Annotated in this window: 14 protein-coding genes; 10 read left to right on the top strand and 4 right to left on the bottom strand. The window is 68.6% G+C overall.

All coding sequences use genetic code 11. The annotated features are described in order from the left end of the window. The first annotated feature begins 311 nt into the window (after positions 1–311). Positions 312–1,964 (top strand): Cdc6/Cdc18 family protein, encoded by a 1,653-nt coding sequence (locus ACYQZ5_RS13740; protein ID WP_379731584.1) that lies wholly within the window; start codon positions 312–314, stop codon positions 1,962–1,964. A gap of 57 nt (positions 1,965–2,021) precedes the next feature. Here the strand turns inward: ACYQZ5_RS13740 and ACYQZ5_RS13735 are convergent, their stop codons facing one another. Continuing rightward, on the bottom strand, positions 2,022–2,834 hold the full coding sequence (locus tag ACYQZ5_RS13735; RefSeq protein ID WP_379731583.1) for a S24/S26 family peptidase: 813 nt from the start codon (positions 2,832–2,834) through the stop codon (positions 2,022–2,024). Between the two features lie 119 nt (positions 2,835–2,953). Between ACYQZ5_RS13735 and ACYQZ5_RS13730 the strand changes: the two genes are divergently transcribed. The 3 genes from ACYQZ5_RS13730 to ACYQZ5_RS13720 all read left to right on the top strand — a co-directional run bounded on the left by ACYQZ5_RS13730 (position 2,954) and on the right by ACYQZ5_RS13720 (position 6,214). Further along, positions 2,954–5,092: a S9 family peptidase gene (locus ACYQZ5_RS13730; protein ID WP_379817862.1), complete on the top strand. Its 2,139-nt coding sequence runs from the start codon at positions 2,954–2,956 to the stop codon at positions 5,090–5,092. Positions 5,093–5,226: 134 nt separating this feature from the next. Continuing rightward, entirely contained in the window at positions 5,227–5,394 is a 168-nt protein-coding gene (locus ACYQZ5_RS13725; protein ID WP_379731970.1) for a hypothetical protein, read from the top strand. 43 nt (positions 5,395–5,437) lie between these two features. Further along, a complete protein-coding gene (locus ACYQZ5_RS13720) occupies positions 5,438–6,214 on the top strand; it encodes a DUF7979 domain-containing protein (protein WP_379731971.1) in 777 nt (258 codons plus the stop codon). Between the two features lie 116 nt (positions 6,215–6,330). Here the strand turns inward: ACYQZ5_RS13720 and upp are convergent, their stop codons facing one another. After that, complete coding sequence (upp, locus tag ACYQZ5_RS13715) at positions 6,331–7,011, bottom strand: uracil phosphoribosyltransferase (protein WP_379731972.1); 681 nt, start codon at positions 7,009–7,011, stop codon at positions 6,331–6,333. Between the two features lie 60 nt (positions 7,012–7,071). After that, on the bottom strand, positions 7,072–8,817 hold the full coding sequence (locus ACYQZ5_RS13710; RefSeq protein ID WP_459846518.1) for a DNA-directed DNA polymerase II small subunit: 1,746 nt from the start codon (positions 8,815–8,817) through the stop codon (positions 7,072–7,074). A gap of 89 nt (positions 8,818–8,906) precedes the next feature. Between ACYQZ5_RS13710 and hisA the strand changes: the two genes are divergently transcribed. Continuing rightward, on the top strand, positions 8,907–9,635 hold the full coding sequence (gene hisA, locus ACYQZ5_RS13705) for a 1-(5-phosphoribosyl)-5-[(5-phosphoribosylamino)methylideneamino]imidazole-4-carboxamide isomerase (protein WP_379817860.1): 729 nt from the start codon (positions 8,907–8,909) through the stop codon (positions 9,633–9,635). 470 nt (positions 9,636–10,105) lie between these two features. Next, on the top strand, positions 10,106–10,693 hold the full coding sequence (gene hisB, locus ACYQZ5_RS13700) for an imidazoleglycerol-phosphate dehydratase HisB (RefSeq protein ID WP_379731230.1): 588 nt from the start codon (positions 10,106–10,108) through the stop codon (positions 10,691–10,693). Here hisB and ACYQZ5_RS13695 read toward each other — a convergent pair. Then, on the bottom strand, positions 10,690–11,283 hold the full coding sequence (locus ACYQZ5_RS13695; RefSeq protein ID WP_379731231.1) for a hypothetical protein: 594 nt from the start codon (positions 11,281–11,283) through the stop codon (positions 10,690–10,692). The genes hisB and ACYQZ5_RS13695 overlap by 4 nt on opposite strands. Before the next feature lie 87 nt (positions 11,284–11,370). Between ACYQZ5_RS13695 and ACYQZ5_RS13690 the strand changes: the two genes are divergently transcribed. From ACYQZ5_RS13690 to ACYQZ5_RS13675, 4 genes are all read left to right on the top strand, one after another. Next, positions 11,371–11,742 carry a hypothetical protein gene (locus ACYQZ5_RS13690; RefSeq protein WP_379731232.1) on the top strand — a complete coding sequence of 124 codons (372 nt, stop codon included), beginning with the start codon at positions 11,371–11,373 and terminating at the stop codon, positions 11,740–11,742. Positions 11,743–11,775: 33 nt separating this feature from the next. Then, positions 11,776–12,276 (top strand): TrpY family transcription regulator, encoded by a 501-nt coding sequence (gene trpY, locus ACYQZ5_RS13685; RefSeq protein ID WP_379731233.1) that lies wholly within the window; start codon positions 11,776–11,778, stop codon positions 12,274–12,276. A 1-nt stretch (position 12,277) separates the two neighbouring features. After that, the gene (locus tag ACYQZ5_RS13680) at positions 12,278–12,901 is read left to right on the top strand and encodes an IMPACT family protein (RefSeq protein WP_379731234.1); all 624 of its coding nucleotides are present in this window, start codon (positions 12,278–12,280) and stop codon (positions 12,899–12,901) included. Positions 12,902–12,976: 75 nt separating this feature from the next. Continuing rightward, positions 12,977–14,536 (top strand): sulfatase, encoded by a 1,560-nt coding sequence (locus tag ACYQZ5_RS13675; protein ID WP_379731235.1) that lies wholly within the window; start codon positions 12,977–12,979, stop codon positions 14,534–14,536. Positions 14,537–14,995: the final 459 nt, after the last annotated feature.

The raw sequence follows: 14,995 nt of genomic DNA, 5'->3' as shown, positions 1-14,995 counted from the left end.
GCCACTCTCGACGAGCTCGCACCACTCGACGGACCGTCTCCCAGTCGGGCGGATCGGTCCAGTCGAAACAGTGGGGTACGGGGGCGCGACACATCGCCCGTGAGCCGATCGAGACGCGATCGTCGACGCGGCTCCCCCAGCAGATCGCGCCGACAGGGACAGGTTTTTGGTACCCCTATTCATTTGGTTCGAGTGCATCAACTGGACGGCGCTCCGGAACGTCTCGCCTGGGATCGTGCCTTGCAGCGGGTCACGTGCCGGATATACCGGTCCCGAGTGCCGTTCTCCACACGAAACGTAGGGGTATCCAAATGAACGACACCGACGACGACACGGAGGGAGAGGGCGATCCGAACGACGGCTGGCCGATCACCGACGACGGCGCGTTCGACGACGGCGAAGACGGGGACGCCGATCCGGATGGGGCCGAGGAGACGCCCGACGCCGGCGAGCCCGAGTCGACCGACGATCTCCCGGACGGCGTCGACGCCTCGCTGGACACGGAGGGGATCGACTCCTCGGTCGATCTCGACACCGGCGGCGTCGACATCGACCGGATGCTGGAGGACGACGGCGACAGTCAGGGGCTGTTCGACGACCTGATGGCCGGCGAACCGATCTTCAGCAACAAGGAGGTGCTCAGACCCTCCTACACGCCCCACGAGCTTCCCCACCGGACCGACCAGATCAACCAGATGGCCACCATCCTCGTCTCCGCGCTGCGCGGGGACACGCCGTCGAACATCCTGATCTACGGGAAGACGGGAACGGGGAAGACCGCGAGCGCGAAGTTCGTCAGCCAGGAGCTCGAGTCCACCTCCGAGAAGTACGACGTGCCCTGCGAGGTGGAGTACATCAACTGCGAGATCACGGACACGCAGTACCGCGTGCTCGCCCAGCTCGCGAACAAGTTCATCGAGAAGAACCGCGAGATCGTCGCCGACCGCCTCGAGGAGCTGCGCGAACTGCGCTCGACGGCGGCCGACGGCGACGAGGACGCGCTCGCCGACACCGAGTTCGACAGCGTCGAGGCGATCGACGAGGAGATCGACCAACTCGAGGACGATCGCGAGGAGATGGAGGAGGTGCCGATGACCGGTTGGCCGACCGACCGGGTGTACACCAAGTTCTTCGACGCGATCGACTACCACGAGCGCGTGGTCGTCATCATGCTCGACGAGATCGACAAGCTCGTCGAGAAGTCCGGCGACGACACGCTGTACAACCTCTCCCGGATGAACTCCGAACTGGAGACCTCCCGCATCTCGATCATGGGGATCTCGAACGACCTGAAGTTCACCGACTTCCTCGACCCCCGCGTCAAGTCGAGCCTCGGCGAGGAGGAGATCGTGTTCCCGCCGTACGACGCGAACCAGCTCCGGGACATCCTCCAGCACCGTTCGGACGTGGCGTTCAAGGAGGACGCACTGACCGACGACGTGATTCCGCTCTGCGCTGCCTTCGCCGCACAGGAGCACGGTGACGCCCGCCGAGCCCTGGACCTCCTCCGCACCGCCGGCGAACTCGCCGAGCGCAGTCAGGCCGAGACCGTCGAGGAGCAGCACGTCCGGCAGGCCCAGGACAAGATCGAACTCGACCGCGTCGTCGAGGTCGTCCGCACCCTGCCGACTCAGAGCAAGATCGTCCTGTTCGCGACGATCCTCCTCGAGAAAAACGGCGTCCACAACATCAACACCGGCGAGGTGTTCAACATCTACAAGCGGCTCTGTGAGGAGATCGACGCCGACGTGCTCACCCAGCGCCGCGTCACGGACCTGATCAGCGAACTCGACATGCTCGGCATCGTCAACGCCGTCGTCGTCTCCAAGGGTCGCTACGGCCGCACGAAGGAAATCTCGCTGTCGGTCCCGATCGAGGAGACCGAACACGTCCTCCTCTCGGACTCCCGACTCGGCGACATCGAGAACGCCCAGCCGTTCGTCCAGGCCCGCTTCGACAACTGATCGGTTCGCGTAGCGTTCCTTTCTCCCGACGGTAAAGATCCCCCAGCAGCTACCGCATCAGACCGCCGCGATTCGGTCCGAGGACAGTCCCGGACTCGAAACCCCTTCGACCGACCCCGCCATCTCGACTCCACTCGAAGCGGTGGCGTTCACCGTCGCCGGGCCGCCGGTCGTCGCGCTCGCGGTCCCGCCGTCGATCGGCCCGGGCGTCGCCGCACCCGAGAAACCCAGCCGGACCCAACCGAGGTAGGGGATCCGGAGCCGCGCGGTGCCGACCAGCCACTCCGGCTTCACCGGCTCCCGGATGTTGCCGGTCTGGTCGTAGTAGGCGTTGTTGTCGCCTTTCGTGATGAAGCCGGCGTGGGGGGCCGGGCAGTTGTCCATCTCCCCGCAGTTGTCGGCGCCCTCCACCCACGCCTTGTTGGCCTCGTCGTACCAGTTCTCGCCGTCCTCCACCCAGAACCGGGCGCGGTGGATGACCGGCGGGCCGCTCCGCCGCTCGTAGATCACGACCGTCCCGAAGTCGTTGAACGTCTTGTAGCCGACCTCCTCTCCGACCCGGTGGGTGACGACGCCGGTGTCGCCGTGGGCGGCGTCGGGCGCGAACCGCCCGGGCTCGGTGACGAAGATCAGGTCGCCCTTCTGCATGTTGGGGTTCATGCTCCCGCTCTCGACGGCGACCATCGGCGGCCAGACGCCGCTGATCGCGAACAGCAACAGCCCGACGAGGGCGACGGTCGCCATGCTGGTCGCCATCTCGCGAGCGAACATCAGCGGGCCGCTCTCGGCGGTCAGGAACCGCTGGATCGGCCCGTCCGGTTCGTCGTCCCCGGCGGACGGCTTCGGCGGGGGACCCTCGCCAGCACTCATCTGATCCTTGCTTGCGGGGGGGTCGTCATAGGCCTTCTGACTACCCGTGCCGTCGCCGCTCTCGTTCGCTTTTGGCCGCAACCGACATCCTTTCGGTCCGGAGGACCCCGCGTCACTCCATGGCACGAATCGAGGCCGCGGACTTCCACGAGATCACCAAACCCGGCGACGTTCGGCTCTCGCCGGACGGCGAACAGGTCGCGTTCGTCCGGACAACGCCCGACGACGAGGAGAGCTACGAGTCGACGGTCTATCTCGTCCCCAGCGACGGGAGCGACGACCCCCGGCAGTTCACGGTCAGCGAAGGCGGCGACAGCCAGCCCCGCTGGTCGCCGTCGGGCGACCGAATCGCGTTCGTCTCGAACCGCGGGAAGGACGACGACCGCCCGCAGCTCTGGCTGATCCCGGTCGGCGGCGGCGAGGCACGGCAAGTCACTGAGGTCCCCGCCGGCGTCCAGGGGATCAGCTGGTCGCCCGACGGCACCCGGATCGCGTTCACCCAGTCCACGACCGAAGACGAGCGCGAGGAGGGACTCGACGTCGACATCTCCGACGAGGAGGAGTACGAGCGCGAGGAGCCTGACCCCCGAGTCATCGACCGCACGGTCTACCGCACGGGCCAGTCGTACTTCGACGGCACGCGCTCGCACGTCTACGTCGCCCACGTCGGCGACGGCCTCGCGAGCGCCGAGGACGTCGAGGTCGAGCGGATCACCGACGGTGACGTGGACTTCGCCGGCCCCGATTGGGGCGACGCGTCGACGCTGTACTACACCGCACAGGACGTGGGCGAGGACCCCGACGACTCACACCGCTACTCGATCTACGCCTACGACACCGACGCCGAGGAGGCCGAGAAGATCCACGAGTCGAGCGGCTGGGGCGCCGGCCTCGCCGCAAACGCCGACGGCGACGTGGCGTTCCTCTACAGCGAGGAGGAGCAGGTCACCATCCAACCCGCCGAACTCAAGGTCCTCGACGCGGACGGCGACGTGGCGTGGATCACCGAGGAGCTCGACCGCGGGCTGGGGTACGAGTCCGCGCCGCAGTGGGGTCCCGACGGCGAGCGCGTCTACTTCTCGACGCCCGACGAGGGGAAGACGAGCGTCTGGTCGGCGCCGGCCGACGCGAGCGAGGCGCCCCGCCGCGTGGTTCGGCCCGGCGCCGTCAGCACGGGCCACGTCGGCGAGGAGCGCTTCGCGTTCGCGATGAGCGAGTGGGACCACCCCGGCGACGTGTTCGTCTGCAGCCGCCAGCACGCCGACCAGCCCGGCCTCGACGGCGGCGCGGGCGCCGAGCGCGAGGACTGCGTCCGCCTCACCGAACTCAACGCCGACTACCTCGACGACGTTTCCGTACAGGAGCCGGAAGAGCTCCACTTCGACTCCGAGCAGGGCGAGGTCCACGGCTGGACGATCACGCCCCCTGAGTTCGATCCCGACGAGGAGTACCCCCTCGCGGTCGAGGTCCACGGCGGCCCCCACGCGATGTGGACCACCGCCGGGACGATGTGGCACGAGTTCCAGACGCTCGCCGCCCGCGGCTACGTCGTGTTCTGGTCGAACCCCCGCGGTTCGACGGGCTACGGCGAGGAGTACATGCAGGCCATCGAGCGCGACTGGGGCGACGTGACCCTGACCGACGTGATGGCCGGCGTCGACCTGCTGACCGATCGCGAGTACGTCGACGGCGACGACGTCCACCTCACGGGCGGCTCCTTCGGCGGCTTCATGACCTCGTGGACGGTCGGCCAGACCGACTTCTTCGCCTCCGCGGTCTCCCAACGGGGCGTCTACGACCTCACGAGCTTCTACGGCTCGACCGACGGCGCCTACGCCCTCGTCGAGGGCGACTTCGACACCACGCCGTGGGAGGAGCCTGAGTTCCTCTGGGAGAAGTCGCCGGCGGGCCACGCCCACGAGGTGGAGACGCCGACGCTGGTGATCCACTCCGAGGAGGACTACCGCACCCCGGCCTGCACGGCCGAACTCTGGTACCGCATGGTCCGCAAGCAGGGCACCGATACGCGGTTCGTCCGCTACCCGCGCGAGGGCCACGAACTCTCGCGTTCGGGCGAGCCGGGCCACATCGTCGACCGCATCGAGCGTATCGCCCGGTGGTTCGACGGTTACAGTGACCACCACGACGTGCCGCGCGCGCTCGACCGCGAGCGCGACGACGGCCTCTCGGCGGGCGAGGACGACGAGAACGGAGACAGCGAGAGCGGAGACGACGAAACCGACGGGAGCGACGAGTAGCGCTCCCGACGGCTCCGGAGCGCTACTGAGGGCGGCTTCACCTGCTCGTCAGACGCGCTGCCCGGCTGCGGTTTCGATCCGAAGCGAAGGGGTTCCGCCGTAACGCCCATCGGTCCCGATCCCTTACCCTCCGTATGGACTGCGTGTACTGCGACTCGACCGTCGAGGAGCACGACCCCGTCTACGTCGCCGAGGGTGCCGTGGACGCCGAGCCGATGGCGTTCTGCAACTACGCCTGCCTCACCACCTACGTCGACGAGCACGGGCTGGCCGACGGCGCCGCCTGTAACTGGTCGCCCTGAGGCCCCAGAAGGCACTTACCCGAACCGCCGGGATTTTCGGCCGATGGATCCCCGCCGCGTCGCCCTCCTGCTCGCCGTCGTCGGGCTGCTCTGCCTCCCGGCGCCGTACTACCTCGGCTGGGCAGCGGAGGCCACGTCCCCGCCCGCACAGACCTCCCAAATCTACGTCGCCGAGCCGATCGACCTCGACAACGTCTCCGACCAGAAACGGCTCGTCAGCGCTCACGACCACGAGGTCGCGCTCCCGGACTACCGGCTCACCGCACGCTACGGCGAGGAGTACCGCGCGCCGAACGCCACGCTCGACGCGCTGGTGACCGCCATGCGCGAGGGGTCGGCCACCGTCGACGACCCCGACGCCCGCGCGGATCTGCGCGAGATCGACCGCGAGTACGCGTTCGTGCGTGACACCAACGAGAACACCGACCCCGACGGCTACTACCGGCTCACGGTCGAGGAGAACGGCTCGCTCGTCCGCGCGGAGAGCGTCTCGCTGCGCCCCGTCGCCGACGCGATCGCCGCGCAGGCACCGCGTTACGCGAACCTCACCGCGGGCGAACAGCGCACGGTCGACCGCATCATCGACAACTCCACGGGCGACGATCTGGGCTACCGCCCGTACGTGAACGACCCCTACGTCGATCAGCTCCCGACCACGGTCCGGAAAGATGGGACGCTGTACAGCGTCTCCGTCTACGGCCACGTCGACGACTTCGGATCCGGCTTCGCCGGCTTCGTCGTCGGCCTCGGCGTGGCGGCGCTGGGGATCGTCCTACTGCTGACCGCCGGCGGGCTCTACGCCTACGACCGCTGGCGGTAGTTCGGTCCCGACGGTTTCCCAACCAACACCCCACCTCACGGCTCGTTTTCACTCGCCGTTCGGTATCCGAGGTAGTTTGCCGTCGCGCCGTACGGCGCGACGTTTGCCTCCCTCGCTCAGTTCGTCCGGAACGACCGATCCCCGGCGTCGCCGAGCCCGGGGACGATGAACCCCTCGTCGTTGAGCCCGTCGTCGATCGAGACGGTCAGCAGGTCGGCCTCCGGGAACGCCTCGTCGACGCGGACGAGTCCCTCCGGCGCCGACACCGCCGAGAGCACGAACAGGTCCTCGGGCCCCTCGACGGCGGCGTCGAGGACGTGCTCCAGCACGGTACACATCGTCGACCCCGTCGCGAGCATCGGGTCGGCGACGACGACCGTGTCGTCGGCGGTGATCTCGGGCAGCTTCTTGTAGTCGACGCTGATGGGGAACGTGCCGTCCTCGCCCATCCCGGCCTCCTCGTCGCGGCCGGCGGAGATGACTCCCTGCTTCGCGCGGGGGAACGCCTTGAGCAGCCCCTCGACGAAGGGCGTCGCCGCCCGGAGGACGTTGATGATCACTACGTCGTCAAGCCCCTTGACGCGCTCGCCGGTGGTCTCCGTCAGCGGCGTCTCGACGGGGACGTACTCCGTCTCCATCGCGCCGTCGATGATCTCGTAGCCGCAGATCCGGCCGAGTTTGACGAGTCCTTTGCGGAAGCCGACCTGCTCGGTCTCTACGTCCCGGATCTGTGACAGCGTGTCCTTCGCCAGCGCGTGCGTGACCAGCTTGGCCTGGTCGCGGTCCTCGATGGGCATTGTCGGCTGTGGGGTCGCGAGCGGCATAAACGCGGGCGGTTCAGTTCCTCCGTGTGTGGCCTACACGAACTTCCGCACCGTCATGTCGAGCGTGTCCAGATCGAGGATCGGCGCGTGGCCGTAGTCGGGGTCGATGTTGACCGACTTCTGGAACGCGGTCTGCTCCTGCCAGCAGCCCGAGTTGACGGCGAGCACGTTGTGGTACTTCCCCCAGCCGAGCTTGTGGACGTGGCCGGTGTGGAACACGTCCGGCACCTCGTCGATCACGAGGTAGTCCTTCTCCTCGGGGGCGACGCGGGTGTGACCGCCGTACTGCGGGGCGACGTGCCGTTTCTTGAGGAGCTGGTACATCGCCTTGTGCGGGTGGTCGTAGCTGGCTTTCTCCTCGGGGAGTTCGGCGATCACCTCGTCCAGCGAGACGCCGTGGTACATCAGCACCGAGACGCCCTCGACGGTGACGGTGGAGGGGTTGCCCGTGAACCGCGCGTCGTGGGCGCTCATGATGTCGCGGAGTTCCTCCGTAAAGGCGGGCTGTGGCTCCGCGAGCCGGACCGCGTCGTGGTTCCCGGGGATCATCACGATCTCCATGTCGCCGGGCACCTTCTTGAGCTGCTCCGAGAACGCCTCGTACTGCTCGTAGATATCGACGACGTCCAACTCCTCGTCCTGATCCGGGTAGACGCCGACGCCCTCGACCATGTCGCCGCCGATCAGGAGGTACTCCACGGCCTCCGCTTCGGGGGTGTGGAGCCAGTCGGCGAAGCGGTCCCACGCCTCCTGTGCGAACTCCTGACTCCCGACGTGGACGTCGGAGATCAGCGCCGCCTGCACGTGGCGGTCGGCGGTGTTGGGCTTGTGGGTCCGGGGCACGTCGGGGAAGTGCAGCGAGTCGACGAACAGGATCCCCCCGTCGTCGGCCAGCGTCCCCTGCACCGCGAGACACTCGTCGAGCAGCAGGTCGTCGACGAGCGGTGCAAAGGCCCGGTCCTTCATGATCAGGCAGGGGAACGTTCCCGTGGTGTCCTCCAGTTCGACGATCCAGTGGCCCGAGGCGGTCGAGCGGATGTCGTCGACGAGGCCGATCATCTCCGCCTCGCTGCCGCCGGGCATCGACTGGATCGCCTCCGCGGGCCGGTGGTTCACGCGCCGGCGGAGCAGCCCCGAGAGCCGCTCGTAGCGGTCCTGGAACGTCCCGACGAACTCCTCGTACTCGCCGGTGCCCGTCGATCGGCCGGTCACGTCGTTGCGGATGTCGGGGGCCGGCGGCGAGCGGTCGCCGATCGCGTCGGCGGTCGTCGGTGGCTGGCTCTCGGCGTCGGCGGTCGTCCCGCCGTCGTCTGCTGCTCCCCCTTCGCCCGCACTCGCGCCCGCTGACCCCTCCGTTTCGACTCCGGATACGGATTCAGTCTGCCGATTTTCAGAATTTTTGGCTCCAGTCGAAACGTCGGGATCGCCGCTTCCGTCCTCGCCCGTGAGCAGTTCGTCCGCGGGCGTCGGGTCGTTCCCGGCATTCATGTCCGTCGGCGCCTGTTCGGCGAGGTCGGGGGCGCCCTCGCTGGCCTCCGGCGGGGTGGGTTCGTCGGGAGTCGCCTCGCTCTCGGGGGCGGGGTCGAGCAGCGCGCTGTCGAGCGCCTCGCGGGCGTGCTCGACCGTGACGACGAACGCGTCGCCGGCCGCCTCGGCGGCGGCTTCGGCGGCGAGTTCGGGCTCGCCGGCGTTCGCGAGCAGCGTCACCGCCTCGCGCTCGGCGTTGTACCCCCGGCTCGTGAGTTCCTCCACGAGCCGTCGATGGGACTCCTGTGGCACGGGAATCTCTCGGCGAGGGGGGCGGAAAAGGATACCGACCGGCCCCCGGTTCCGGCACGGCTAAGCGAGCGGCGTCCCCAGCCCCGGGCGTGAGCCAGTTCCCGACGTTCGAGGTGATCCCCGCGGTGGACGTACAGGACGGCGAGGCGGTCCAGCTCGTCGCCGGCGAGCGCGACTCGGGGAAACGCTACGGCGACCCCGTCGCCGCCGCGGAGCGCTGGCTGGACGAGGGCGCCGAAACCCTCCACCTCGTCGACCTTGACGGCGCGTTCGAGGGCGACCGGGAGAACGCCGACGCGATCGAAGCGATCGTCGACGCGACGGGCGAGGACGTGGACGTCCAGGTCGGCGGCGGGATTCGGACCGTCGAGGACGCCACCTCGCTGCTCGACGCCGGCGTCGATCGCGTGATCCTCGGCACCGCGGCGGTCGAGAACCCCGAAATCGTCGAGGAGATTTCGGAGACGCATCCGGGGAGCGTGATGGTTAGCCTCGACGCGAAGGAGGGGGAGGTCGTCGTCTCGGGCTGGACCGAGGGAACCGGACTCGATCCGGCCGAGGCCGCGGCGCGCTATGAGGAACTGGGCGCGGGCTCGGTGCTGTTCACCAACGTCGACGTGGAGGGACAGCTCTCGGGGATCGACCGCGAGGCGGTGGAAAGAGTGGTCGATGCGGTGGAGATTCCGGTTGTCGCGAGCGGCGGGGTCACTGATTTGGCGGACGTGGGTGAGCTTCGGGAGTCTGGGGCGGCGGCGGTGGTGGTGGGGACGGCGCTGTACGAAGGTCGGTTTTCGCTTGCTGAGGCGATGGAGGTCTGATTCTGGGGTTGGTTCGTCGGTGTTTCGTTCGTTGGCTACTGGAACGGCAAGCGCGACAGCATCTCGATCGTAGACCACTTGTGACCGCAGTGCGCCGGACACGAGGTCCGGCGCAGCACCGAGTCCCCACCCCCCCCCGCGGCCGGCGACCGGTGCCGGCCGCGAGGCGTCCACCGCGACCGCACCGCTGTGGCGGTCGGCGCGCGACGTGAGCGCCTCCGTGCGCGAACGAGCGCGCGAGGGACGACCGACCGAACGGACGTGAGGGAAGGAGTCGGCTGGGGAGGCCTGAGGGCTGTGCGGGGCGGTCGCAAGTGGTCTAGCCCACTCCGCGGTCGTGTTTGCGGTCAGGTCACCGAATTCGGCGGTCCTGTTTGCCGTTGAAACACCGAACTCGGCGGTCGAGACACCGAACACCACTACTCCACCCTTCCACAACCGCTTTGCCCCCACGGAACGCCCTCCCAACCATGACCGACCGGCACGCGACCGTCGCCCGGGAGACGGCCGAGACCGAGATCGACTGCACGCTCACGCTCGACGGGAGCGGCGACAGCGAGGTCGACACCGGGATCGGCTTCCTCGACCACATGCTCGACGCCTTCGCCCGGCACGGCCTGTTCGACCTCGAACTGACCTGCGACGGCGACCTCGAGATCGACGACCACCACACGGTCGAGGACGTGGGGATCGTCCTCGGGCAGGCGTTCGACGAGGCGCTCGCGGATCGCTCGGGCATCCGCCGGTTCGCCGACCGCCGCGTCCCGATGGACGAGGCGCAGGCGAGCGTCGTCGTCGACGTCTCCGGTCGCCCGTACTTCCGGTTCGACGGCGCGTTCTCGCAGGAGACGGTCGGCGAGTTCACCAGCGTGCTCGCCCGCCACTTCGCGCGCTCGCTGGGCCAGCACGCCGGCCTCACGCTCCACTGTGAGATCGAGGGCGACAACGCCCACCACGAGGTCGAAGCCCTGTTCAAGGGACTCGCCCGCGCGCTCGACGACGCCACCCGGCTGGACGAGCGCCGGAGCGACACCCCGAGCACGAAGGAGACGCTCTAAGGCTCCCGTATCTCCCCGTCCTCGACGACGAGCCGTCCCTCCGACGCCGCGTGTGAGAGCACCGCGTCGATCTCCTCGCGTTCGAGGTCGTAGGCGTTCGCCAGCATCGACTCCGCCTCGCTGCGCTCGATCGGGAACGGCCGGTTCGAGAGCATCCGCATCGCCCGGCGGTAGCTCGGGGGCGTCCCCTCCCCGGTACCGGGTCGCGACCCCGCACCGTCGCCTGTTCCATCGCCACCCGCCTCACCGACACCTGCCTCACCACCACCCCCCTCACCGCCACCGCCCGACTCCGGACTCCCGCCCGAACTCATCGTGACCCCGCCCGTCGCGGGACCGGGATCGCTGTGCGCGCCCGTCGTGGACTGCGCTGCGGTCGAGTCGTCCGCCGCGTCGGCTGCCTCCGCACTCGCTCCGTCGCCGCCTTCGGCCCGCTCGATCAGCGGCTCCATCACGCGCAGCAGTTTCGTCTTGCAGTCCGGACAGAGCGCTACCGAGCGGTCGCCGCCGCCGAGGCGGGGCGGGACCACCGCGTACTCCCCGAGTTCGTCGGGCGCGCCACAGAAGTAACACGACTGGAGGTCGGCCATGGTCGGGTGTCGCCCCCGCCGGGGAAAAATCTGTGTCGTGTGGGCCGACCCGCCGCTTAAGGCCGGCGAGCGACGACCTCGGATACCGTGGACATCCCGCCGACCGAGACCACCGGCCGCTCGATCGTCGTCAAGCTGTTCCGACGCCACGGCGTCGAGAGCGAGTCGGTCACGTCGATCGCCGACGCCGTCGCGACCGTGAAAGCCGCGAGCGAGTTCGAGGAGGCGAAGATCCTGCAGGACGACGAGGTCGTCTACCACTCCGAGCGCAACGGGACGATCGAGGAGTGGGAGCGCGCGTGGGAACGCGAGAAGCGCCGACTCTCCGCCGAGGAGTCGGCGTGGGACTGCCCACACGGCGTCGAGCACTGCTACGAGGACGACCGCTGCATCGACTGTCAGATCGACCGCGCGGCCGGGAACACGCCCGCCCGATCGGCCGCCGAGCGAGGAGAGTGACTTTAACCCTGCCGCGCCCCCTTTCACGGTAACGTGTTCGACGAGATCATGGAGAAGTTCGAGGGGTCGCCCTCCCAGCAGGCGGTGGTGCGTCTGCTGCTCGAACGCGGCTTCTCGATCAACGACGAGGGGCGGGTCGTCTCCGGCGGCATCGAGATCCCCGACACGCAGATCGCCCGGGAGGTCGGCGTCGATCGCCGCGTCGTCGACTCCACCACGGAGGCGCTACTGGCGGACGACGAGCTCCGGGACATCTTCCAGAACATCTCGGCGGTGCCGAGCCTGATGGATCTCGCGCCCGTGCTCGACTTCACCGTCGTCCGGGTCAAACCGACCGACGCAGACGCCGCGGGCATCGTCGCCCGCGTCACCGAGATCGTCGCCGAGGAGGGGCACTCGATCCGGCAGGTGCTCTCGGACGACCCGGAGTTCGCCGACGAGCCGATGCTGTACCTGATCCTCGACGACGAACCGTCCGGCGACCTGCTGAAGCGGGTCCACGACCTGCCGCACGTCCGGGAAGTGAGCTTCTGAGATGGAGCCGTTCCGCACCGTCGCCGGCCGCGGGGAGGCCCGCTTCGAGATCCGCGGCTCGGAGTTCATCGGCCACGTCGACCGCGTCGACACCGTCGAGGCCGCGGAGGCGTTCGTCGACGCCGTCGACGCGGAGTACGACGACGCCACCCACAACGTCCCGGCGTACCGCGTCCCCGCGGGCGAGACCTCGCCGGACCGCGTGAACGAGGTCATGATCCGGGAGTACCAGAGCGACGACGGCGAGCCGACTGGCTCCTCGGGCAAGCCCGCGCTGAACGTGCTCCAGCAGCGCGAGATCCGGAACGTCGTCGCGGTCGTGACGCGCTACTACGGCGGGACGAATCTCGGCGTTGGCGGGCTGGCCCGCGCCTACTCCCGCGCAGTGAAGGAAGCCGTCGACGACGCCGGCGTCACCGAGGTCCAGCCGCGCCACCGCTTCACCGTCACCGTCGACTACGACGACTCCGGGACGGTTCGGGGGCTGCTCGAGGGCGCCGACTGCGAGTTCGACGCCGCGTACGAGGCCGAGGTCAGCTTCGACGTGTCGGTCCCGGTCACCGAGAGCGACGACCTGCGCGATCGCATCCAGTCCGCGACCAGCGGCCGGGCGCGAGTCGAGTAGCCGGCGGCTGTCGTCGGGGACCGGCGGTCGGCACGGAACAGGAAACTTATCCGCCCAACAGCCACTACTCGGGGTATGACCAGCGGCTCGCCCGAGAACGTCCTCTTCGTGGTGATGGACACGGTCCGGAAGGACCACCTCGGCCCGTACGGCTACGACCGTGACACGACGCCCGGCCTCGACGCGTTCGCCGAGGAGGCGACCGTGTTCGACAACGCCGTCGCGCCCGCGCCGTGGACGCTCCCGGTCCACGCCTCCATCTTCACGGGGATGTACCCCTCCCGCCACGGCGCCGATCAGGAGAACCCTTACCTCGAAGGGGCGACGACGCTCGCTCAGTCGCTCTCGGCGGCGGGCCACGACACCGCTTGCTACTCCTCGAACGCCTGGATCACTCCCTACACCCACCTCACCGACGGCTTCGACGATCAGGACAACTTCTTCGAGGTGATGCCGGGCGACCTGCTCTCTGGCCCGCTCGCCCGCATGTGGCAGGTGCTCAACGACAACCCCCGGCTCCGGAAGCTGGCGGACATGATCGTCAGCGCGGGCAACACCGCCCACGAGTACCTGAGTTCGGGCGAGGGCGCAGACTCCAAGACGCCGCGAGTGATCGACCGCACCAAGCAGTTCGTCGAGGACGCGGAATCGGGCGATGGCGACGGGTGGTTCTCCTTCATCAACCTCATGGACGCCCACCTGCCGTACCACCCGCCGGAGGAGTTCCGCGAGGAGTTCGCCCCCGGCGTCGACTCGAACGAGGTCTGCCAGAACTCGAAACTCTACAACTCCGGCGCACAGGAGATCGACGACGAGGAGTGGGACGACATCCGCGGGCTGTACGACGCCGAGATCGCCCACATCGACAGCCAGCTCACCCGGCTGTTCGACTGGCTGAAGGAGACGGGCCGCTGGGACGACACCGCGGTCGTGGTCTGCGCGGACCACGGCGAACTCCACGGCGAGCACGGTCTCTACGGCCACGAGTTCGGGCTGTACGATCCCCTCGTGAACGTCCCGCTGATGGTGAAACACCCCGAACTGGACGCGGACCGCCGTGAGGATACGGTCGAACTGCTCGACCTCTACCACACCGTGCTCGACACGTTCGACGCCGACGCGACCGCGACGGCGACCGAGGAGGAGGCAGTCGCGCTCGACCCCACGCGCTCGCTGCTCTCGGACTCCTACCGCGAGTTCGACCGGGCCGACGACCCGGACCCGGCCCAGCAGGCCGCGCCGTCGGGCGAGACCGGATTTATCGAGTACTCGCGCCCGGTGGTCGAACTCAAGCAGCTGGAGGAGAAGGCCGCCGACGCCGGGATCGAGCTCGACGAGGACTCGCGGTTCTACGCGCGGATGCGCGCGGCGCGCCGGGCCGACGCGAAGTACGTCCGGATCGACCGGATCGAGGACGAGGCCTATCGGCTGGACGAGGACCCCGGCGAGACGGAGAACCTCGCGGATTCGGATGACGAAGCGATCGATGAGGTGGAAGGCGAACTGGCGATCTTCGAGACCGAGATCGGCGGCGCGTGGACGAGCGCTGCTGCGGGTGAGGTCAGCGACGACTCGGTGGAGGAGATGGACGAGGAGATTCAGGAGCGGCTGCAGGATCTGGGGTATATGGAGTAGCTGGCGTTCGGGTCGATTGGTTTTCTTTGGGTGGTTCTTCGGTTAGGACGATCAGCAAGCAGCAACCGCATCTCGATGCTTGACCACTTGCGACCGCAGAGCGCCTCGCATGAAGCCCGGTGCAGTGCCGAGTCCCCTCCCCCCGCGGCCGGCGACCGTCGCCGTCATCAGAAATCAGAGATTTCTGATTGGCAGACGAGAGCTTCGCTCTCGTCGACGGCCGCGAGGCGTCCACCGCCACCGCACCGCTGTGGCGGTCGGCGCGCGACGTGAGCGCGACGGCGCGAACGAGCGCGCGAGGGACGAGCGACCGCAGGGAGCGAGTCGGCTGGGGAGGTTTGTGGGCTGTGCGGGGCGGTTGCGGTCACAAGAGGTCTAGTGTCGAGATGCCGTCGCCGTCGCAGAAGTCGCCGTCGCAGAAGTCGCCGTCGCAGAAGTCGCCGTCGCAGAAGTCGCCGT

The organism is Halolamina salina (assembly GCF_054653455.1).
This window is presented reverse-complemented; position numbering and strand designations above follow the sequence as displayed.